At 69.3% G+C, this 20,608-nt stretch carries 16 protein-coding genes and 1 riboswitch; of the genes, 5 read left to right on the plus strand and 11 right to left on the minus strand.

The annotated features are described in order from the left end of the window. Position 1 precedes the first annotated feature (1 nt). From ACXJLU_RS06840 to ACXJLU_RS06850, 3 genes are all read right to left on the minus strand, one after another. Positions 2-2,101, minus strand: coding sequence for a bifunctional rhamnulose-1-phosphate aldolase/short-chain dehydrogenase (locus ACXJLU_RS06840; protein WP_457329686.1), 2,100 nt, complete (start codon positions 2,099-2,101; stop codon positions 2-4). A 262-nt stretch (positions 2,102-2,363) separates the two neighbouring features. Then, positions 2,364-3,293 carry a LysR family transcriptional regulator gene (locus tag ACXJLU_RS06845; RefSeq protein ID WP_457329687.1) on the minus strand — a complete coding sequence of 310 codons (930 nt, stop codon included), beginning with the start codon at positions 3,291-3,293 and terminating at the stop codon, positions 2,364-2,366. After that, positions 3,290-3,844 (minus strand): Lrp/AsnC family transcriptional regulator, encoded by a 555-nt coding sequence (locus tag ACXJLU_RS06850; protein WP_457329689.1) that lies wholly within the window; start codon positions 3,842-3,844, stop codon positions 3,290-3,292. Before ACXJLU_RS06850 ends, ACXJLU_RS06845 begins: the two co-directional genes overlap by 4 nt. A gap of 189 nt (positions 3,845-4,033) precedes the next feature. Here ACXJLU_RS06850 and ACXJLU_RS06855 point away from each other — a divergent pair, with 189 nt between their 5' ends. From ACXJLU_RS06855 to ACXJLU_RS06870, 4 genes are all read left to right on the plus strand, one after another. Then, complete coding sequence (locus tag ACXJLU_RS06855; RefSeq protein ID WP_457329690.1) at positions 4,034-7,597, plus strand: indolepyruvate ferredoxin oxidoreductase family protein; 3,564 nt, start codon at positions 4,034-4,036, stop codon at positions 7,595-7,597. Positions 7,598-7,716: 119 nt separating this feature from the next. Continuing rightward, complete coding sequence (locus tag ACXJLU_RS06860; protein WP_457329691.1) at positions 7,717-9,024, plus strand: HipA domain-containing protein; 1,308 nt, start codon at positions 7,717-7,719, stop codon at positions 9,022-9,024. Positions 9,025-9,044: 20 nt separating this feature from the next. Next, positions 9,045-10,547, plus strand: coding sequence for a S8 family serine peptidase (locus ACXJLU_RS06865; protein WP_457329692.1), 1,503 nt, complete (start codon positions 9,045-9,047; stop codon positions 10,545-10,547). Between the two features lie 8 nt (positions 10,548-10,555). Further along, on the plus strand, positions 10,556-10,813 hold the full coding sequence (locus tag ACXJLU_RS06870) for a hypothetical protein (RefSeq protein ID WP_457329693.1): 258 nt from the start codon (positions 10,556-10,558) through the stop codon (positions 10,811-10,813). A 25-nt stretch (positions 10,814-10,838) separates the two neighbouring features. Here ACXJLU_RS06870 and ACXJLU_RS06875 read toward each other — a convergent pair whose 3' ends face one another. From ACXJLU_RS06875 to ACXJLU_RS06910, 8 genes are all read right to left on the minus strand, one after another. Then, positions 10,839-11,168: a low molecular weight protein tyrosine phosphatase family protein gene (locus ACXJLU_RS06875; protein WP_457329694.1), complete on the minus strand. Its 330-nt coding sequence runs from the start codon at positions 11,166-11,168 to the stop codon at positions 10,839-10,841. A gap of 28 nt (positions 11,169-11,196) precedes the next feature. Further along, on the minus strand, positions 11,197-12,222 hold the full coding sequence (locus tag ACXJLU_RS06880; protein ID WP_457329695.1) for a phospholipase A: 1,026 nt from the start codon (positions 12,220-12,222) through the stop codon (positions 11,197-11,199). 165 nt (positions 12,223-12,387) lie between these two features. After that, positions 12,388-13,980, minus strand: a complete 1,593-nt coding sequence (locus ACXJLU_RS06885; RefSeq protein WP_457329696.1) for a chitinase — start codon at positions 13,978-13,980, stop codon at positions 12,388-12,390. 165 nt (positions 13,981-14,145) lie between these two features. Next, positions 14,146-15,123 carry a hypothetical protein gene (locus ACXJLU_RS06890; protein WP_457329697.1) on the minus strand — a complete coding sequence of 326 codons (978 nt, stop codon included), beginning with the start codon at positions 15,121-15,123 and terminating at the stop codon, positions 14,146-14,148. 1 nt (position 15,124) lies between these two features. Beyond that, complete coding sequence (locus ACXJLU_RS06895; RefSeq protein WP_457329698.1) at positions 15,125-15,856, minus strand: outer membrane lipoprotein-sorting protein; 732 nt, start codon at positions 15,854-15,856, stop codon at positions 15,125-15,127. A 10-nt stretch (positions 15,857-15,866) separates the two neighbouring features. Continuing rightward, positions 15,867-17,075 (minus strand): ABC transporter permease, encoded by a 1,209-nt coding sequence (locus tag ACXJLU_RS06900; protein ID WP_457329699.1) that lies wholly within the window; start codon positions 17,073-17,075, stop codon positions 15,867-15,869. After that, the gene (locus ACXJLU_RS06905; RefSeq protein WP_457329700.1) at positions 17,072-17,746 is read right to left on the minus strand and encodes an ABC transporter ATP-binding protein; all 675 of its coding nucleotides are present in this window, start codon (positions 17,744-17,746) and stop codon (positions 17,072-17,074) included. The genes ACXJLU_RS06900 and ACXJLU_RS06905 overlap by 4 nt, the downstream gene beginning before the upstream one ends. Then, on the minus strand, positions 17,743-18,387 hold the full coding sequence (locus tag ACXJLU_RS06910; RefSeq protein WP_457329701.1) for a hypothetical protein: 645 nt from the start codon (positions 18,385-18,387) through the stop codon (positions 17,743-17,745). Before ACXJLU_RS06910 ends, ACXJLU_RS06905 begins: the two co-directional genes overlap by 4 nt. A 155-nt stretch (positions 18,388-18,542) precedes the next feature. Next, a riboswitch (TPP riboswitch) is annotated at positions 18,543-18,655 on the plus strand. 60 nt (positions 18,656-18,715) lie between these two features. Here ACXJLU_RS06910 and thiC point away from each other — a divergent pair. After that, positions 18,716-20,608 carry a phosphomethylpyrimidine synthase ThiC gene (gene thiC, locus ACXJLU_RS06915; protein ID WP_457329703.1) on the plus strand — a complete coding sequence of 631 codons (1,893 nt, stop codon included), beginning with the start codon at positions 18,716-18,718 and terminating at the stop codon, positions 20,606-20,608.

Raw genomic sequence — 20,608 nt, forward strand, 5'->3', positions numbered from 1 at the left:
ATCAACGCGGGAACGCGGCGAGGTTGCCCGCATCCACGTTGAGGATGTTGCCGGTCGATTTGGCCGACAAGTCGGACGCGAAGAAATAGGTGGCTTCCGCGATGTCCTGCGGCAGCACGCTGCGCTTGAGCATCGAGCGATCGCGGTAGAAAGCCTCCAGCTCCTCTTCCTTGATCTTGTTCGCGGCGGCGCGTTCCTGGCTCCAGGTGCCCGTCCAGATCTTGCTGCCGCGGATCACCGCATCGGGGTTCACCACATTGGCACGGATGCCCAGCGGCGCACCCTCCAGCGCAAAGCAGCGCGCCAGCTGGATCTCGCTCGCCTTGGCCGCGCAGTAGGCCGAGGCCTGGTTGCTCGCGACCATGCCGTTCTTGCTGGCGATGAAGACGATGGCGCCGCCGACGCCCTGGGCCTTCATCACGCGGAAGGCCTCGCGGCCGACCAGGAAGTAGCCGGTGCTGAGGATCGATTGGTTGCGCATCCACAGCTCGAGCGTGGTGTCCTCGATCGGCGCGGCCGACGCGATGCCGGCGTTCGACACCAGGATGTCGACGCCGCCGTACTCGGTCACCGCATCGGCATAGGCGCGCAGCACGCCGGCCTCGTCGGTCACGTCGCAGCGCAGCGTGCGCACCACGTCGCGGCCGAAGCGGGTGCGCAGCTCGTCGCCGACCTGCGCCAGCGCTTCGGTGTCGATGTCGAGCAGCACCGCGCAGGCGCCCTCGCCCAGCAACCGCTCGACGATCGCGCGGCCGATGCCGCCGGCGCCGCCGGTCACCAGCGCCACCTGGCCGACCAGCGGCTTCGGCTTCGGCATGCGCTGCAGCTTGGCCTCCTCGAGCAGCCAGTACTCGATGTCGAAGGCCTCCTGCTCGGGCAGGCCGACGTAGCGGTCCAGCGCATCGGCCTCGCGCATCACGTTGATCGCGTTGACGTAGAACTCGCCGGCGATGCGCGCGGTGGCCTTGTCCTTCGCGAGCGACACCATGCCGACGCCGGGCAGCAGCACGATCACCGGGTTCGGGTCGCGCAGCGCCGGGCTGTTCGGCCGCTTGCAGCGCTCGTAGTAGGCGCTGTAGTCGGCGCGGTAGGCGGCCAGGCGCTCCTCGATCGCGGCAGCAAGCGCAGGGCCTTGCAGCGCGTACAGCGAGGCCGGCAGGATCAGCGGACGGATCTTGGTGCGCAGGAAGTGGTCGGGGCACGAGGTGCCGAGTGCGGCCAGGCGGTCCAGGTCGCGGCTGTTGACGAACTCCTGCACCGTGGCCGAGCGGTCGACGTGCGCGAGCTTGTGGCCGCTGCGCGAGACCGCGCCGCGCAGCACCGGCAGCAGCCGGGCCAGCAGCGCCTGCTGCTCGTCGCCGGGCAGCGGCTCGCGGGCGGTGCCGCCGAAGCTGACCAGCTTGCGCTCGCGCCGCTCGGCCTGCAGCCAGGCTTGCGCGTCGCGGATCACGCCGACGGTGTTCTCGTAGCAGCTGCGGGCGTCGTCGCCCCAGGTGAAGAGGCCGTGGCCGGCCAGCACGAGGCCGCGCAGGCCGGGGTGCTCGGCCACGTGGCGCTGCAGCTGCATGCCGAGTTCGAAGCCCGGGCGGCGCCACGGCAGCCAGCCGACGCTGCCGCCGAAGATCGTCTGTGTCAGCGCGCGGCTGTTCTCCATCGCCGCGATCGCGATCACCGCGTCGGGGTGCATGTGGTCGACGTGCTTGAACGGCAGGTAGGCGTGCAGCGGCGTGTCGATGCTGGCGGCGCGGGCGTTCAGGTTGAAGGTGCAGTGCGGCAGGTAGCCGACCATCTCGTCTTCGTGCTCGGGGCCGCGGTAGATCGCCTGCAGCGCGCGCAGCTTGTCGAGGTAGAGGGTCGAGAAGCCGTCGAGCTTCATCGAGCCGAGGTCGCCGCCGGAGCCCTTGACCCACAGCACCTCGACCTCCTGCTGCGTCAGCGGGTCGCGCTGCAGCAGCTTGGCCGAGGTGTTGCCGCCGCCGTAGTTGGTGATGCGCAGGTCGGAGCCCAGCAGGTTCGAGCGGTACAACAGCCGGCCGGGTTCATCGAGGCGTTCGGCGTGGGCGGCGTCCCAGGTCGGGAAGGGGTGGGTCGGATCGTTCATGGAGACGAAATCTAGGAGCCTCCAGGCATAAGGACAAGCAATGGTTTCTTATCCGGATGAATGGGTTTTCCTGATACACCGCGCTGCCCGTTCGGGCTGAGCCCCCATTCCGTTCGGGCTGAGCCTGTCGAAGCCTGGTGACAGGCGAGCAGGCCCTTCGACAGGCTCAGTGCGAACGGGGGTAGGTGCGGGAAAACGCCGACGGTCGCCCAATGACGGCCTCCCCGCATGCCGCACACCAGCACCGGGCAACCCCGCGCCCCTACCCGCCCTTCAACTCGCAATGCGCCAGCCGCGCCCCCTGCTCCAGCACGAACTCCCGGAACGCCGCGTTCACGCCTGCCAGCACGCCGTCGCGCCGGTGCAGCAGGCACCAGTCGAGCAGCTTCGGCATGCCCACCAGGTCGAGCACCGCCATGCGCCCTGCCGCGAGCTCGATCTGGAACGCATGCGCCGACATGAAGCTGATGCCCATGCCGGCCATCACCGCCTGCTTGATGGTCTCGTTGCCCGACAGCTCCATCGTCACGTTGACCTGCAGCGATTGCGACTGCAGCAGGTGCTCCAGGAACTGCCGCGTCGCCGAGCCCGGCTCGCGGAAGATGAACGGCTCGCCCTTCAGCTCGCTCCACGCGATGCGCCGCTTGCCGGCCAGCGGGTGCCCGGGCGCCGCGACGATGCAGTGCGGATGGCGCGCGAAGGCCTCGGCCTCGACATCGGCCTCGGACGGCGGGTAGCCGGCGATCGCGACGTCGATCTGGTGCTCGTTCAGCAGCGCGAGGATGGTGTCGCGCCGGTCCACCGACAGCTTCAGCTTGACCTCGGGAAAGCGCTCGCGGAACGCCATCATCAGCAGCGGCGCGAAGTAGTTGGCCGTCGGCACCACGCCCAGGTGCAACTGGCCGCGCGTGCGGCCCTCCGCCGACGTCATCGAGGTCAACGCCTCCTCGGCGTGGCGGATCGCGCCGAGGATGCCGCGCGCATGGCGCAGCAGCTCGTCGCCCGCGTCGGTGAGCTGCAGCCCGCGGCCCTGCTTGCGAAACAGCGGCAGGCCGAGCTCGTCCTCGAGCAGCCGGATCTGCATCGACACCGCCGGCTGCGTCAGGTGCAGTTGCTCGGCAGCGCGCGAATGGCTCAGCGTGGTCGCGGCCGCCTCGAAGGCGCGCAGCTGGCGCAGCGTCAGGTTCTTCATGCGCCGCTCGCCTTCAGGTGCCCGAGCGGCAAGGCGCCGCTTGCCTTCACCTCGCCGAGCGAGAAGCTGGTGTGGATGTCCTTCACGTTCGGCAGGTTCAAGAGAGTCTCGATCGAGAAGCGCGAAAACGCATCGAGGTCGGTCGCCATCACCTGCAGCTCGAAGGTGCCGGCGCCCGAGATGTAGTGGCAGGCGATCACCTCGGGCAGCTGCCGGATCGCGTCTTCCAGCTGGCGGGTTTCGCTGCCGGTGTTGCGGTTCGCATCCACTCGCACGAAGGCCAGCACGCCCAGGCCGACCTTGCGCCGGTCGAGTTCGGCGCGGTAGCCGGTGATGTAGCCCTGCTCCTCCAGCCACCGGACCCGCCGCCAGGTGGGCGCCGCGGACAGCCCGATGCGCGCCGCGAGCTCGGTGTTGGACAGGCGCGCGTCCTGCTGCAGCTCGCGCAGGATCAGCACGTCGTAGCGGTCGAGGGTGGCGCCGTGCGGCTCGGCGGGCGCTGCGGTGGCCGGTGTGCTGGTTTTCCCTGATACGGCCTTTTTGAGCGTCATTCTCGTCACCACATGAAGATGTCAGCAAGATTATTGCGCAGCACCGCGCTTTGCCGGCAAACAAAGAAAGGACTTGCCGGGGGTGAATCCCTACACTGACTGCTCTTGCCCACCAGCGCAGCCCGGCGCCGACGCTGCCACGAGCGGTCGACGCGCCTCACCGAACCCTCCCCCAAGGAGCCATGGCCGATGAACGCCCCGCTACCCGACTCCATCCGCAAGGCGCTCGAGAGCGTCTCTCTCGACGACAAGTACAGCCTCGCGACCGGCCGCGCCTTCATGAGCGGCGTGCAGGCGCTGGTGCGGCTGCCGATGCTGCAGCGCACGCGCGATGCGATGGCCGGCCTGAACACCGGCGGCTTCATCAGCGGCTACCGCGGCTCGCCGCTCGGCGGCTACGACCAGGCGCTGTGGCAGGCCAAGAAGCACCTGCAGGCGCAGAACATCGTGTTCCAGCCCGGCGTCAACGAAGAGCTGGGCGCGACCGCCGTGTGGGGCACGCAGCAGCTCGACCTGTACCCGCAGAGCAAGAAGTTCGACGGCGTGTTCGGCATCTGGTACGGCAAGGGCCCGGGCGTGGACCGCTGCTCCGACGTGTTCAAGCACGCCAACATGGCCGGCACCGCGAAGCACGGCGGCGTGATCGCGCTGGCCGGTGACGACCACATCGCCAAGAGCAGCACCGCGGCGCACCAGAGCGACCACATCTTCAAGGCCTGCGGGCTGCCGGTGTTCTTTCCGTCGAGCGTGCAGGACATCCTCGACATGGGGCTGCATGCGTTCGCGATGAGCCGCTTCGCCGGCGTCTGGTCGGGCATGAAGACGATCCAGGAGATCGTCGAGTCATCGGCCAGCATCAGCGTCGACCCGGACCGCGTGAACATCGTGCTGCCCGAAGACTTCGTGATGCCGGCCGGCGGGCTGCACATCCGCTGGCCCGACGCGCCGCTCGAGCAGGAGGCGCGGCTGATGGACCACAAGTGGTACGCCGCCCTCGCCTACATCCGCGCCAACAAGCTGAACCACAACGTCATCGAAGGCCCGAACGACCGCTTCGGCCTGATCGCGAGCGGCAAGGCCTACAACGACACCCGCCAGGCGCTGCACGACCTCGGCCTCGACGACGACGCCTGCCGCCACCTGGGCATCCGGCTGCACAAGGTCAACGTGGTGTGGCCGCTCGAGGCCACCATCACGCGCGAATTCGCGAAGGGCCTGCAGGAGATCCTGGTCGTCGAGGAGAAGCGCCAGGTCATCGAGTACCAGGTGAAGGAAGAGCTCTACAACTGGCGCCCCGACGTGCGGCCGACCGTGCTCGGCAAGTTCGACGAGGTGGCCGGCGACCAGAGCGGCGGCGAGTGGTCGCAGCCGAACCCGGGCAGCAACTGGCTGCTGCGCGCGCAGGCCGACCTGACGCCGGCGATCATCGCGAAGGCGATCGGCAAGCGGCTGAAGAAGCTCGGCGTCGATGCCGACACCGCCGCGCGCATCGATGCGCGGCTCGCGCTGATCGAGGCCAAGGAGCGCAGCCTGGTCGAGGTGAAGAACGAGGGCGGCGACCGCCTGCCGTTCTTCTGCAGCGGCTGCCCGCACAACACCAGCACCAAGGTACCCGAGGGCTCGCGCGCGGTGGCCGGCATCGGCTGCCACTACATGGTGGTGTGGATGGACCGCAGCACCAGCACCTTCACGCAGATGGGCGGCGAGGGCGTGCCCTGGATCGGCCAGGCGCCGTTCACGACCGACGAGCACATCTTCGCGAACCTCGGCGACGGCACCTACTTCCACAGCGGCAGCCTGGCGATCCGCCAGAGCATCGCGGCCGGCGTGAACATCACCTACAAGCTGCTCTACAACGACGCGGTCGCGATGACCGGCGGGCAGCGCGTCGGCGAACGGCCCGAGGGCCACTCGGTGCTGCAGATCATGAACAGCCTGAAGGCCGAGGGCGTGTCCGCGCTGTGCATCGTGACCGACGAGCCGGAGAAGTACGACGGCGCCGCGTTGGCCGAGGGCGTGCAGGTGTTCCACCGCGACGAACTCGACCGCATCCAGCGCGAGTACCGCGAACTGAAGGGCACCACCGCCATCATCTACGACCAGACCTGCGCGACCGAGAAGCGCCGCCGCCGCAAGCGCGGCACGATGGTCGAGCCGGCCAAGCGGGTGGTGATCAACGAGCTGGTGTGCGAGGGCTGCGGCGATTGCTCGGTGCAGAGCAACTGCCTGAGCGTCGAGCCGGTCGAGACCGAGTTCGGCCGCAAGCGCCGCATCAACCAGAACACCTGCAACAAGGACTACTCCTGCGTGAAGGGCTTCTGCCCGAGCTTCATCACCGTCGAAGGCGGGCAGCTGAAGAGCGCGAAGAAGGCCAGGCAGGAACGGCCGCAACCGTCATCGATCGCAGTGCCGGAACCGGTGCTGCCGGTGGCCGAAACCGCCTGGGGCATCGTCGTCGCCGGCGTCGGCGGCACTGGCGTGATCACGATCGGCCAGCTGCTCGGCATGGCCGCGCACCTGGAGGGCAAGGGCATCGTCACGCAGGATTCGGCCGGCCTCGCGCAGAAGGGCGGCAGCACCTGGAGCCACATCCAGATCGCGAACCGGATGGAGGCGATCCACACCACGAAGGTCGGCACCGCCGAGGCCGACCTGGTGATCGCCTGCGACCCGATCGTCGGCGCCAACAAGGCCACGCTCGCGACGCTGCGCGAGGGCCGCAGCTTCGTCGCGCTGAACACGCACGGCTCGCCGACCGCGGCCTTCGTGACCAACCCGGACTGGCAGTTCCCGGGTGCCAACTGCGAGAGCGCGATCGTCGCGGCGGCCGGTGCGGCGCAGGTCGGCATGTTGGATGCCGAGGAGCTCGCGGTGCAGCTGGTCGGCGATTCGCTGTACACCAATCCGCTGATGCTCGGCTATGCGTGGCAGAAGGGCCGCGTGCCGCTCGGCCATGCGGCGCTGATGCGTGCGATCGAGCTGAACGGCGTGCAGGTCGACAACAACAAGGCGGCCTTCGAATGGGGCCGGCGTGCGGCGCACGACCTGGCGTCGGTGAAGGCGCTGTTCAAGGCGGCGCAGGTGATCGAGTTCGTGCGCAAGAGCGTGAACATCGACGACGTGATCGCGAAGCGGGTCGAGTTCCTGACCGGCTACCAGGATGCGGCGTACGCGGCGCAGTACAAGGCCTTCGTCGAGAAGGTGCGGGCTGCCGAGGCGCCGCTGGGCGGCCACAAGCTGACCGAGCAGGTCGCGCGCTACCTGTTCAAGATGATGGCCTACAAGGACGAGTACGAGGTCGCGCGGCTGCACACCGACAAGAGCTTCCTCGACAAGGTGGCGGCGCAGTTCGAAGGCGACTACACGCTGAACTACCACCTCGCGCCGCCGGCCATCGCGAAGAAGAACGACCAGGGCGAACTGGTGAAGCGGCGCTTCGGCCCGTGGATGCAGACGGCGTTCCGCGTGCTCGCGAAGTTCAAGGGGCTGCGCGGCACCGCGTTCGACCCGTTCGGCCGCACCGAAGAGCGCAAGACCGAGCGCGCGCTGATCGGCCAGTACCGCGAATCGATCGACGAGGTGCTGCGCGGGCTGACCGCGCAGACGCTGCCGCTCGCGCTGCAGATCGCGCGCATTCCGGAAGACATCCGCGGGTATGGGCATGTGAAGGAACGGCACCTGGCGACGGCGATGCCGAAGTGGTCGGGGCTGATGGCGCAGTGGCGGGCGGTTGGGGTGCGAAAGGCGGCCTGAGGGGCGCCAAAGGCCGTCTTTTTCCATTCATTTGCTATTCATTTCCTATTCAAATAGGATGCCGAAGCAAGACTAACCTGTTGATCCTTCAGCAGGTTTCCTGATTCGACTTCCTATTCATGGAATACAGCCAAGACCCGCTCGAAACCCAGATCCTGCAGGCGCTGACCGAGCGCGGCGTTGCCAGCTCGCCCGACCTGCAGGTCCTGACCGGCAAGAGCCAGCCGACCATCTCCCGGGCCTTGCGCCGCATGGGCGACCGCGTGCTCACGCTGGGCCAGGGTCGGGCGGTCCGCTATGGCGTGCCGCACCTGATCCGGGGTCTGCCGGCACAGCAACCGCTGTGGTGGATCGACCAGAACGGCGTCATGTCGCGCTGGGGCACCCTGAGCTTCCTGGCCGGCGATCGCCTGCACGTCGCCGCCGATGGGATCGACCTGGTCACCGCCGGCCGGCTGCCGTGGTTTCTCTCACCGCTTCGGATGCAGGGCTTCCTGGGCCGCGAATGGGCGCGGCGGCTCGGACTGGAAGGCGATCCCGAGCGCTGGTCGGTCGAACAGGTTCTGTTCGCGGCAGGTCAGGTCGACGACCCGACCGGGGCCCTCTCGATGGGAGAGCCTCGCGGCGAAATGGTCCCCCAGGCACCGATCGACCTGCAAGCGCGCGCAGCCCACTACGACACGCTCGCCGCCAACGTCGCCGGCACCTTGCCAGCCGGTTCGTCGGCCGGCGGCGAGCAAGCCAAATTCCTGACCGCGCTGGCCTCGGGCGAGCGTGTGCTGGTCAAGTTCACGCCGCCGCGCGGCACGCCCTTCGGCGAGCGCTGGCACGACCTGCTGCACACCGAAGCGCTGGCGCTGCAAGTCATGCGCGAGCATGGGCAGGCCGTGGCAGAAGCCCGGATCCTGCACAGTGGCACGCGGACTTACCTCGAGTCCACGCGCTTCGATCGCTTCGGTCCGCATTCGCTGGGGCGTCGCCACGCGGTGACGCTGGACGCCGCGCACGAAGCCTTCGTCCACGGCCCGCTGCACCACTGGGCCGCGACCTGCGACGCGCTCGCCACGCAGCGCCGCCTGAGCGCCGAGGACGCTTCCGCCGTGCGCATGCGACTGATGTTCGGTCGCCTGATCGGCAACACCGACATGCACTTCGGCAACCTCGCGCTGTGGGCCGACGAACCCGCCAAGGGGCGCTTTGCGCTGGCCCCGCTGTACGACATGCTGCCGATGCGCTGGCGACCGGACGCCTTCGCCGGGCTGCACGACTACAGCGGGTTCGCCCCCCCCATGCTGATACCCGGCGACGAAGCGAAGGCGGCACGCGTCGCCGCCGTCGATTTCTGGCGTCGTCTCGGCGTTCATGAAGGCGTGGACCGCAAACTGCGTGACGTTGCCAAGGACATGGCCGACCGCGTACAAGAATGAAAACAGGGAGAAAGAACAACATGGATCCGACTCGGCGACCGCGTCGCCTCATCGTCATTCCGCCGGCGCGTGCCGGCAAGAACGCCCCGGCCCCCGCGGCCACGATGCGCAGGCTGCAGGCCGCGGCCGCCGAGAAGCGCCCCACCGTCCCGCGGATGACGCCGTCGACGCTGAAGCTCGTCACCAGTTCGCCCGCCGACGGCGCCGTGCTGCTGGACATCGGCCGCCGCAGCATCGACGAGATGCGCGCGAGCGCGCCCGATGGCGCCACACTGGCCGAGGAGCAGTGGTACCGCCTGGAGCGCCCTGCCCGGCCGTGGCACAAGCTCAGCGAGCACCTGAAGGCACCGCGCATCGCGGCGGGGCGCGACCAGGCCTGGACCGTGACGGTTGTCGTGGACGGCGCGGCGCGCCAGCGGCTCGCGCACGCGCTGGTGACGATCCTGCTCGACGAAGAAAAAGGCACCGGCCTGGAGGCGATGACCGACAGCCGCGGGCGCGTCAGCTTCCGACTGGGCCGCGGCACGAAGCGACTGGATGCCGTCGAGGTGGCACCGCTGCACAGTGGCTGGCCGGTGCGGTTGTCGAATGTGGAACTGCTGCGCGGCGGCCTCGAGATCGCCGTGCCGGCCCTGTCGTCGCGGACGCCCGATGCGCGCGGGTTGATCTACGGCAAACCCGCTGCCGCTTCCGGCAAGGGCGTCTCGGTCGGCGTGGTCGATACCGGCATCGGGCCGCACGATCACCTGAAGCTCTCCGGCGGGCGCAACACCACGGCCAAGGAAGCGACGCGCTTGCTGCGCGACGCCGATGGCCACGGCAGCCACGTGGCCGGCGTGATCGCCGCGACGGCCGGTGGCTGGCGGCGCGGCGAGGCCAGCGCGGTGTCGCTGCACGCGTACCGCGTGTTCGAGGCGGGCGACCCGTTCGCATCGACCTTCGCGATCCAGGCGGCGATCAAGCAGGCGGCCGTCGACGGCTGCGACCTCGTCAACCTGAGCCTGGGCGACAGCCTGGCGGACGAGGCGGTGCGCGACGCGGTGGAGTTCGCGTGGGCGCGCGGCTGCGTCTGCGTGGCGGCGGCCGGCAACGACGGCGCCGACGAGGTCGACTACCCGGCGCGCTACCCGAAGGTGATCGCGGTCTCGGCGATCGGCCTCGACAACGCGTGGCCGGCCGGCGCCTACCTGGAATGGACGCTGGGCGAACCGAGCGGCAAGCCGATCGGCAAGCATGTGCCGTTCATCGCGCAGTTCTCCAACCGCGGCCGCAAGCTGGGGCTCGCCGCGCCGGGCGTCGCCATCGTGTCGACGCTGTTCGGCAACCGCTGGGGGGTGATGTCGGGCACCTCGATGGCCACGCCGATCGCCACCGGCGTGCTGGCGCGCCGCCTGGCCGCAAGCGCCGTGCTGGCGATGCCGCACGACGCCCGGCGTTCGGCGGCCATCGTGAGATTGGCCACGGCGCACGCCCAGGACCTCGGATTCCCCGCCCGTATGCAAGGCAAGGGCTTGGCGCGATAATCGAGGCCATGGCGCGCTTCGTCTTCTTCAACTCCAGCGACGTGGACGCCAAGGCGCTCACGGCGGCGAAGAAGTCGGTGCGTGCCTTGGGCGGCATCGTCGTCGGCGGTGCCGCCGGCTCGATGCTCGTCGAGGCACCGCCCACGAAGGCGGCGCAAGTGGCCAAGGCCCTGCCGGGCTGGCACTATGCGCAAGACCGCAAGACCGCCCGCGTCCCCGAGCACACGCCCTTGCAGCGTGCCAAGCGGGCCGCCGCCAAGGGCTGACACGCTCCTCCCCCCGTTTTCCGTTTCACCGTACCCGCAAGTAGGGTCCCACCTTCGTCGTCAGCAAGTCGATGAGCGCCGGGTCCATGAAGGCGTACTCGTCGGGAATGCCCAGCACGATCACCCGCTTGCCGTTCAGCCAGGGCTTGAACTTGCGGGACAGCTTGTTGCGGTGCGAACGCTCCATCACGAAGATCACCTGCGCCCACTGCACGGTATCGCTGTCCAGCGGCGTCAGCGCCGAGCTGTCGAGCCCGGCCGAGGTGCATTCGACGTCCGGCCATGATGCGAACACCTGCTCGGCCGTCGGGCTGCGCAGGCGGTTCTGGCTGCAGAGGAAGAGCACGCGTTGCATCGTCGGTATCTTGGCTCGGAACCTCGGCTCAGAACTGCAGGAACGTCACCCCCGCCCCGAAGCTCGTCTGCCGGAAGTTGTAGTCCGTCAGCGTCTCGCCGTAGCCGCGGAACGCCTGCAGGTACCAGCGCAGGCCGTTCGGCTGGTCGCTGAACACCGGGTGCGTCCACTCGAGCTGCAGCGCACCGTACTTCACGCCCTGCAGCGTGCTGCGGTACAGCAGCGACGCGGTCGACGTGCCGCTCGCCCAGTTCAGCTGCGTCTCGCTGCGGCCGCGGTAGTCGATCAGGTCGGGGTTGTTGTCGGTGTCGCCGTTCTCGCTGAAACGGTGGATCAGCCGCGTGCTCAGCGACAGGTTCTCGCGCTCGAAGCCGACGCCGACATAGGCCCGGTTCCAGCTGCGCGACAACGGGTCCGACTGCCCGTTCGACTGGTGCGCGATGCCCAGCTGCGCATAGCGCCATTGCCAGCCGAACGGCAGCCCGCGCCAGGCCTTCGGCGTCGGCACCACGTACAGCACCTCGGGCTCGTAGTCGCTGTTGCGGAACGGCTTCGAATCCTTGCCGTTCCAGATCTGCCACAGCGCCTGCTGCGTGAAACCCAGCCACACGTCGCCGCCCTCGAAGCCGACGTCCTGCAGCGCCTTGGTGCGCAGCGACAGCTGGAACTTCGCCTCGATGCGCTTGTAGTCGGGCAGCGGCACGCCGGCCTGGTTCGGCGACTTCGGCTCGCGGTTGATGCGGCTCGTCACGTGCACCGGCAGGATGTAGTTGGGCCGGTAGCCGACGAAGTTGAAGGTGCCGCGCTTGTCCTCGGGATCGAGCTCCCAGTAGCGCGAGACCAGGCTGCCGCTGCCGGCGATCGGCTGCTTGGCCGGCGGCAGCAGCTGGGACTTCGGGGCCAGCAGTGAATCGCTGGCACCCTCGCGGCCGGCGGGAACGGGTGCATCGACGGCGCGGCCCGCGAGCTTGTCGTAGCAGGCCAGGCGATCGGCTGGCGCACCGATCTCGGCGCAGGCGGCCAATCCGTCCGACTGCGCGAACGCAGTCGACATCGGAACGATCAGGCTGGTGATGAGGGCCGCGGCTTGGCGGAGCGTCGAAGAGATCGGCGTGGTCAGTCGCATGCGCCCGGATGGTAGGGCCATCAGGTGAATCCCCGAGCAACGAGCGCCGGATGGGCGTCCCGCCACTCGGGTATCACGCAAACCTCGCTCGCCTTACGGCAGCGTCTTCAGGTGCGCACCCACGGGCGCCGAGAAGTTGTAGCCGTCGAAGCGGTCCCAGTTGATCGACCAGGTCATCACGCCGCGGAAGGTCGGATACGCCTGGTTCGGGCGCACGCTGCCGCAACCGCTGAGCTTCACCAGGCAATCCACCGCGTTGTTGACGGTGGCCGACGTGACGAAGCCGGAGTTCGCCGAGCGCGGGCCCGACGGCACGCCGAACGCGACCTGGTCCGGACGCAGGCCGGCGAAGTTGCCCGCCGAGCCGTTCGACAGCCCGAAGCCTTCGATCAGCATCTTGCTGCCGGCCACCAGCATGTCGACCGAGCCTTCCGGATACGGGTTGCCCTGGTACGGCGTGTAGAGGCCGCCGTTGTTGTAGTACTGCACGTGGATGATCGACAGGTCGTTGCGCAGCCCGTCGATGATCGGCAGGTAGGCGCCCCAGATGCTGCCGTACGAGATGAAGCCGCCTTGCACGTACGGCCACTCCGGCGCCATCGACAGGTAGAACTTCGGGCCGACCTTGGCCTTCAGCGCCTTCACCGAGCTGACCAGGTACTGCTGGATCGGCGCGCCTTGCGCGACGCCGTTCTCCAGGTCGAGGTCGATGCCGTCGAAGCCGTACTTCTGGATGATCGCGTACAGGCTGTTCGTGAAGTTCGTGGCCTCGGCCTGCGAGCCGACGCTGACCGAGCCGTTCTGCCCGCCCAGCGACAGCACCACCTTCTTGCCCCTGGCCTTCAGCGCCCGCACGTCGGCGATGAACTGCGCATCGCTGCCGGCGTTGGAGTCGACCGTGAAGCTGACGTTGCCGCCACCGGCGTTGTCGGCGAACGCGACGACGATCACGTCCCACGCATCCGGGATCTGGCTCAGCGGGTAGGTGTTGCCGGCCGGGTTGGTGAAGTTGTGCCAGTAGCCGACCAGTGCGTGCTTGGCGATGTCGCTCGACGGCGCGGGTGCCGGTGCAGGGGCCGGCGCGGGGGCCGGTGCCGGTGCGGGCGCAGGAGCCGGCGCAGGCGCGGGAGCAGGGGCCGGTGCGGGCGCCGGCGCCGGGGCGGGTGCAGGCGCGGGGGCGCCATTGCAGTTGGTCGTCGCGGTCCACGGCTGGCCGCTGCCGACCGGGCCGTTGTTGGACGACGGGTTCTGGCCCTGCGTCCACCAGTTCGCCTTGTAGTTGGTGCCGTTCACGCTGACCAGCGCACCGCCGTTGTACTGCGTGGCCGCGAGCCACAGCGGGCTGCAACCGGCCGGTGCCGGGGCCGGGCTGGGGGACGGAGAGGGAGACGGTGCGGGCGCAGGCGCAGGCGACGGGGCCGGCGACGGCGCGGGGGCCGGCGGGGGTGTGCCGCTGCTCACGCCCAGGTCGGTCCACAGGCTCGCGGTGGTCGGGTTCCAGCCGGTGCTCGCGTAGTCGGTCTGGCTGACCAGCGCACGGTAGTCGTGCCCGTTGTACGAGACGACGGTGCCGGCAGCGTAGAAGGTGTCGGCCTTCCAGGCCGGGTAGGCGGCGTAGGCGGACACGGCGGCGACGGACGTCGCCAGCGCGGCGAGCAGGCGCAGCTTGTGCGGTGCGTTGAACATGGTGGATCTCCCCTCGGCAAGTCGATGAACCCCACCTGCACGGCGGGACGGCGTTGCCCGATTGGCGCACGGAACCAATACGCTACCAGGCAATACCATCGTAATACCAGTAACGAGCGGTGTGAAGCGCGGAGATCCCCGCCCGGTGAGTCCGTTCAACGCCCTTCAAAACGGCCAGGTGGCCGCAAAAAAGGCGACTCGCCGGATCGGCAAGTGCGCGATGGCCGCCGTCTCCGGCCCGCCGTACCAACGCAAGCCGGCATCGAATCGCCAGCGGTCGCCCTGCCAGCCGAGCGCCGCGGTGGTGATGCGGCCGCGGTCGGCCTGCACCAGCAGCAAGTCGACCACAGGTTGCCAGCCTTCGTGCTCCCAAGCTGCACGCAGATACACATTTCTGCGGGGCTGGGGCGCGGCTGCGAGGCCGTCGAACCAGGTCTCGGCCGTCAGGCTGAGCTTGCTCTCGCCGGTCCAGGTGACGCCGGCCAGCGCCTGCGTGACGTGCTGCTGCCAGGCCCGCCGCACCGAGGCATGCAGCTCGACGCTGTCGGTCGCGACCCAGGAGGTGGCCGCACCGAGGCTGCCGCGCGAGTGCTCGCCGACACGGGCGAAGCCGTGCCAATCGGCCGCCCCGACGCGCCGGTACACGCGCGCGGCGAAGGCTTCCTCATCGCCGCCCGCGAGCGCCTCGCTGCGGGGGTTGACCCAGACCAGCGTCCACGCGGTGTCGGCATCGAAGTGTTCGGCCTGCACCAAGCCGCGGCCCTGCGGTGTGGACGGCAGCAGGGTGCGGCGCTGCTCCTGCTGCACCACGTCGTTGGGACGGAAGCCGTAGCCGACATCCCACGCGACGATCTTGCGGCCACCGCTCCACTGCCAGCCCAGCGCATCGGCCGACGCATACAGCTCGTTGACGGCGGCATCGTCGTGCCACGCCCCGCCGTCAAGCCGCTGCTGCGTGAAGACGACGTTGCCGCTGAGCGCCTTCCAATGACCGCGCAGTTCGGTGTCGAGCGTGGTGGCGCTCGGCGGTGCGGCGCCCTCCACCTGCTCGCGGCGCGCACGCACCTGCCCGCTGAACTCGTCGTCGGCCACGGCGCTGCCCGCGAACGCGCAGAGCGCCGCGATCCCCAGGAAGCGGCGCATTTCAGTCGAGCGTCGGGTTGCGCGCGAGGAACATCGGATTCAGCCAAGCCTCGGGCACGTTGCGCGGCGCACGCGAGACGTACCGCACCCGCGTCTCCTTATGGTTGCTGAGCTGGTCTCGCAACGCCATCTCGGCCACCTGCGTCGGCGCGGCCGGCTTGTCGAGCACGAACGCCGCCTGCTTCGCGAGCTTGTCCGACTGCACGTACAGCTCGGCCTTGATCGGCTCGTGCAGTTTCGTGCCCAGCCACAGCTCGATGCGCTGGTAGGTGACGCCCTTGCGGCCGGCCGCCAGGCTCAGGTGCAGGCACGGCACCTCGCCGCAGCGTTCCTCGCCGACGACGCGGCCGCCGTAGTCGTCGGCCCAGCTCAGCGTCGCGATGTCGCCAGTCGACGCATCGCCCAGCAGCTTCTGCATCGGCGTGATGCGCAGCGGCCGCTGGCTGCCGGGCATCAGCAGCCAGAAGTCGTCGCCCAGCATCAGCACCTTCTGGCCCTTCTCGGCCGGGCTCTGCATCAGCACCAGCGAGCGGTGGCCGGCCTGCGCGAAGACGGTGTAACGCCGCTCCTTGTCGGGCGAGCCGTCGGTGTTGAAGACGCTGATCAGCGTCTCGACCTGCAGGTTGTCGCTGCTCATGCGGAAGCGGTCGGCGGCCTTCAGCAGCGAGGAGATGTCTTGCGCGTGAACTGACGCGGCGAGCAGGCCGAGCGCGATCGCGAGGAGGCGTTTCATCGGGATTCCTTCAGGTGTGGGCGAGCGCATCCACCACCGGCGCGTGGACGGTCTTGCGGGCGACCAGCGCGGCCGCGGCCATCGCGAGCAGCAGCATCGCGAGCACGGTGGCGGCGAACATCAGCGGGTCGACCTCGACGGTCAGCGGGTAGCCGCTGGAGCGGCCGGGCGGCGGCGGCATCTGCACCGGCACCACGTACAGCAGCAGCGAGATGGTGCCGGCCAACGCCGCGCCGAGCAGCGCACCGGCACCGCCGAGCAGCATGCCTTCCAGCGCCAGCGTGCGCAGCAGCTGCGACGGCAGCGTGCCGAGGGCGCGCAGCGTGCCGATCTCGCGCGTGCGCTCGATGATGGCCATCGCCATCGCATTCGCGACGACGAAGATCACGATCACGCCGATGATCAGCCCGAGCGCGCCGAAGATGCGGTTGTAGAGATCGCGCACCGAGCGGTAGAAGAACGCCTGGTCGAGCCAGGTCTGCACCGTCAACGACGGGAACGACGCTGCCATGCGCTCGCGCGCCGGCGCGGTCGATTCCATGCGGTCGAGGAACACGCCGAGCGTCGACACCCGCGTGGTGTTCAGCAGCTTCTGCGCCGTCGCGAGGTCGGTGTAGACGAGGCGCTTGTCGATCTCCGGCACGCCGGTCGAGAACACGCCCTTCACGCGCACGTCCAGCGCATTCAGCGCGCCGTCGGTGGTGCTGGCCAGCAGCGTCAGGCTGCTGCCGGGGGCGGCTTTCAGGCTGCGCGCAAGGCCGTCGCCGAGCATCACCTCGGCGCGGTCGGCACCGGCCAGCACGTCGCCGGCCGTCATCGTGAGGAACGGCCCCTTCACCGAGAACTCGCCGTCGGGGTCGACCCCGTTGGCCATCATCACGGTCGACTTGTCGCCGTTGCTGATCAGGCCGCTGAACTCCACGCGCGGCAGCACCTGGCGCACCGCGCGGTCGGCGAGCAGCCGCGCGCGCAGCGCGGCGACATCGTCGAGGCCGTGCTGCAGCGGCGTGTCTTCATCGCTCCTGAACTGCGCCGGCTGGCCGATGACCAGGTGCCCGGTGCTGCGCGCCGCGGCCTGCGCCAGCGCATGGTAGGTCGACAGCGCGAAGCCGCCGGCCAGCAGGATGGCCGCGGTGCCGAGCGCCGCGATGCCCACGGTGACGAGCGAGCGCCGCCGGTTGCGCAGCGTGTTGAGCCACGCGAAATACAGCCACTTCATTCGATCCTCCCGTCGCGCAGCGCCACGGTGCGATCGCAGCGTTTCGTGAGCCGCGCATCGTGCGTCGCGATCACGAAGGCGGCGCCTTCGGCATGGCCGCGTTCGCGCATCAGCGCGAGCACCTGGTCGGCGGTGGCGGAGTCGAGGCTCGCGGTCGGCTCGTCGGCGATCACGAGCTTCGGGCGCTTGACGAGTGCCCGCGCGATCGCGACGCGCTGGCGCTGCCCGCCGGACAGTGCGTCGGGCCGGTGGCCTGCATGGTCCTGCAGTCCGACCGCGAGCAGTTGCACCGCGACCCGTTCGCGCCGCTCGGCCGCCGGCACGCCGGCGAGAAACAGCGGGTAGTCGACGTTCTCGGCCACCGTCATCACCGGCACGAGATTGAAGCTCTGGAACACGAAGCCGAGCGCATCGCGGCGCAGCAGCGTGCGCTGCACCTCGTCGAGCCCGGCGACGGGTTGGCCGTCGATCGCGATCTCGCCGGCATCGGCGCTGTCGATCAGTCCGCACAGGTTCAGGATCGTGCTCTTGCCGCTGCCCGACGGGCCGGTCAACGCGAGCAACTCGCCGCGCGCCACAGTCAGGTCCACGCCCTGCAGCGCCGGGATCACGTGCGGGCCGAGGCGGTAGGTCTTGAAAACGCCTCGCAGCTCGACCGCGGCAGCACTCACGACGGCAGGCCCTGCAACGCCACGCGCGCCTGTTCGGCCTGCGGCGCACCGCTTTGCACGACCTGCTCGAAGAAGCGGCGCGCATCGGCCACGCGGCTCTCCTTCGCGGCCTGCGCACCGGCGCACATCCACACGGCGGACTGGAACGGCAACGGCGATGACGCCAGCAGCGGGCTGGCCAGCACCTCGGCCAGCAGCGTGTTGCCACGGGCGCCGCGGTGCATGAACTCCGGCACTGCGAGGAAGGTGCTGGCGGCGACGAAGCGCGTCTCCAGGCTGGCGGGCGTGCCGTGCTGGCCGATCGCGTCGTGGGCCGGCGTCAGCAGCGCGAGTGCCTTGTCGAGCATCGCCAGGCCGTCTTCGGCGTAGCCCATCTTCTTCCACGGCAGCATCGTCGTGCGCGCTTTCATGGCCGTGCTGGCGCCGCTGTAGGCCATCAGCACCGGACTCGCGGGCTCGGCCTGCAGCAGCTTGTCGAAGGCGTCGGCCGCGGCATCGACGGCCGCCTTGTCGCCGGCCGAGGCCTGGTTGAAGAGCTGGAACGCGGGTCGGAACTGCGCGTCGGGGGCAGCGTGGCTGGTGGACAGCGCGAGCGTGAGCACGGCGAAAGCCAGCGCACGTGAAAGGAGCGGACCGTTCATCGAAGTCTCCGGAAGGTGGCGATGCCGCGCATCCTCGGAGGGCTGCTGCCCACGCGCAGCCGCGCTGCGACGAAGCGGCGGCGCTTGGCGCCAGATGTCGAAGCCGCGGCGCGAACGGCAACCGCCCCGACACGCCGCTGCGTGCCCTAGAATCCACCCGCTTGTCGGGGTGCCGAGGATGCGAATCCAAGGCTGAGAGGGCTTCACTGCCTAACCCGTTGAACCTGATCGGGGTCATCCCCGCGTAGGAAACAGCACTCGGCCACCGGTCCCATCCGCTCACGCGGGGCACGGTCTCCCAGGCAGGCACACCACCTCTGGAGACCGCATGGCCAAGCAAGCATCCTCCGTCGACACCGACGAGCTCTCACGCCGCATCACCCGCACGCCGTTCGCCGGCTCGCGCAAGGTCTACCTTGACGGCAGCCGCCCCGACCTGCGCGTGCCGTTCCGCGAGATCAAGCTCTCCGACACGCTGGTGCAGCAGCCGCACGGCGAGCCGCTGCGCGAGCCCAACCCTCCCCTGCGCGTCTACGACCCCTCGGGCCCGTACACCGATCCGCAGGCCGCGATCGACATCACGCGCGGCCTGCCGCCGTTGCGCCATGCGTGGATCGCCGATCGCGCCGATTCCGAAGCCCTGCCGCACATCAGCAGCGCCTACGGCCGCACCCGGCTCGACGACCCGGCGCTCGCCGCGCTGCGCATGGCCAGCCCGCCGCTGCCGCGCCGCGCGAAGCCCGGCGCCAACGTCTCGCAGATGCACTACGCGCGCCGCGGCATCGTCACGCCCGAGATGGAGTTCATCGCGCTGCGCGAGAACCTGGTGAAGGCCCAGCTGCGCGAGCGCCTCGCGACCGAGCGCCTGCCGCAGCGCGGCCATCCGTTCGGCGCGGCGCTGGTGCGTGACATCACGCCCGAGTTCGTGCGCAGCGAGGTCGCGCGCGGCCGCGCAGTGATCCCCTGCAACATCAACCACCCCGAGAGCGAGCCGATGGTGATCGGCCGCAACTTCCTGGTGAAGGTCAATGCCAACATCGGCAACTCGGCGGTGACCTCGGGCATCGAGGAAGAGGTCGACAAGCTGGTGTGGGCGATCCGCTGGGGCGCCGACACGGTGATGGACCTGTCGACCGGCGAGAACATCCACGAGACCCGCGAGTGGATCCTGCGCAACTCGCCGGTGCCCATCGGCACGGTGCCGATCTACCAGGCGCTCGAGAAGGTGAACGGCCGCGCCGAAGACCTCACCTGGGCGCTGTTCCGCGACACGCTCATCGAGCAGGCCGAGCAGGGCGTCGACTACTTCACCATCCATGCCGGCGTGCGGCTCGCGCACGTGCCGCTGACCGCGAACCGCCTGACCGGCATCGTCTCGCGCGGCGGCTCGATCATGGCCAAGTGGTGCCTGTCGCACCACCGCGAGAGCTTCCTGTACGAACGCTTCGACGAGATCTGCGAGATCATGAAGGCGTACGACGTCTGCTTCTCGCTCGGCGACGGCCTGCGCCCCGGCTCGATCGCCGACGCCAACGACGAGGCCCAGTTCGCCGAGCTGACCACACTGGGCGAGCTGACCCAGGTGGCCTGGCAGCACGACGTGCAGGTGATGATCGAAGGCCCCGGCCACGTGCCGTTGCAGCTGGTGCAGGAGAACGTCGACAAGCAGCTTGCCGCTTGCGCCGAAGCGCCGTTCTACACGCTCGGGCCGCTGATCACCGACATCTCGCCCGGCTACGACCACATCGCGTCGGCGATGGGCGCGGCCAACATCGGCTGGTACGGCACCGCGATGCTCTGCTACGTGACGCCGAAAGAGCACCTCGGGCTGCCGAACCGCGACGACGTGAAGCAGGGCCTGATCGCCTACAAGATCGCCGCGCACGCGGCCGACCTGGCGAAGGGCTTCGCCGGCGCGCAGATGTGGGACAACGCGGTGTCGAAGGCACGCTTCGAGTTCCGCTGGGAAGACCAGTTCCGCCTCGCGATCGACCCCGACACCGCGATGGCCTACCACGACGAGACGCTGCCGAAGGAGAACGCGAAGGTGGCGCACTTCTGCTCGATGTGTGGGCCGAAGTTCTGCTCGATGAAGATCAGCCAGGAGGTGCGGGCCTTCGCGCAACGCGACGCGGCGGCCAAGCCGGTGATCGAGATCCGGCAGGCGATGGACGGCAAGGCCGAGGAGTTCCGCGCACAGGGTGGCGAGCTCTACCTCTGA

It is taken from the genome of Rhizobacter sp. P5_C2, assembly GCF_054049715.1.

Excerpts from the sequence above, each read along its gene's own strand:
- ACXJLU_RS06860 (WP_457329691.1), top strand. The coding sequence starts at position 7,717 with ATGGAATACAGCCAAGACCCGCTCGAAACCCAGATCCTGCAGGCGCTG.
- ACXJLU_RS06850 (WP_457329689.1), bottom strand. The coding sequence starts at position 3,844 with ATGACGCTCAAAAAGGCCGTATCAGGGAAAACCAGCACACCGGCCACC.
- ACXJLU_RS06890 (WP_457329697.1), bottom strand. The coding sequence starts at position 15,123 with ATGCGCCGCTTCCTGGGGATCGCGGCGCTCTGCGCGTTCGCGGGCAGC.
- ACXJLU_RS06895 (WP_457329698.1), bottom strand. The coding sequence starts at position 15,856 with ATGAAACGCCTCCTCGCGATCGCGCTCGGCCTGCTCGCCGCGTCAGTT.
- ACXJLU_RS06875 (WP_457329694.1), bottom strand. The coding sequence starts at position 11,168 with ATGCAACGCGTGCTCTTCCTCTGCAGCCAGAACCGCCTGCGCAGCCCG.
- ACXJLU_RS06870 (WP_457329693.1), top strand. The coding sequence starts at position 10,556 with ATGGCGCGCTTCGTCTTCTTCAACTCCAGCGACGTGGACGCCAAGGCG.
- thiC (WP_457329703.1), top strand. The coding sequence starts at position 18,716 with ATGGCCAAGCAAGCATCCTCCGTCGACACCGACGAGCTCTCACGCCGC.
- ACXJLU_RS06840 (WP_457329686.1), bottom strand. The coding sequence starts at position 2,101 with ATGAACGATCCGACCCACCCCTTCCCGACCTGGGACGCCGCCCACGCC.
- ACXJLU_RS06880 (WP_457329695.1), bottom strand. The coding sequence starts at position 12,222 with ATGTCGACTGCGTTCGCGCAGTCGGACGGATTGGCCGCCTGCGCCGAG.
- ACXJLU_RS06865 (WP_457329692.1), top strand. The coding sequence starts at position 9,045 with ATGGATCCGACTCGGCGACCGCGTCGCCTCATCGTCATTCCGCCGGCG.
- ACXJLU_RS06885 (WP_457329696.1), bottom strand. The coding sequence starts at position 13,980 with ATGTTCAACGCACCGCACAAGCTGCGCCTGCTCGCCGCGCTGGCGACG.
- ACXJLU_RS06845 (WP_457329687.1), bottom strand. The coding sequence starts at position 3,293 with ATGAAGAACCTGACGCTGCGCCAGCTGCGCGCCTTCGAGGCGGCCGCG.
- ACXJLU_RS06900 (WP_457329699.1), bottom strand. The coding sequence starts at position 17,075 with ATGAAGTGGCTGTATTTCGCGTGGCTCAACACGCTGCGCAACCGGCGG.
- ACXJLU_RS06855 (WP_457329690.1), top strand. The coding sequence starts at position 4,034 with ATGAACGCCCCGCTACCCGACTCCATCCGCAAGGCGCTCGAGAGCGTC.
- ACXJLU_RS06910 (WP_457329701.1), bottom strand. The coding sequence starts at position 18,387 with ATGAACGGTCCGCTCCTTTCACGTGCGCTGGCTTTCGCCGTGCTCACG.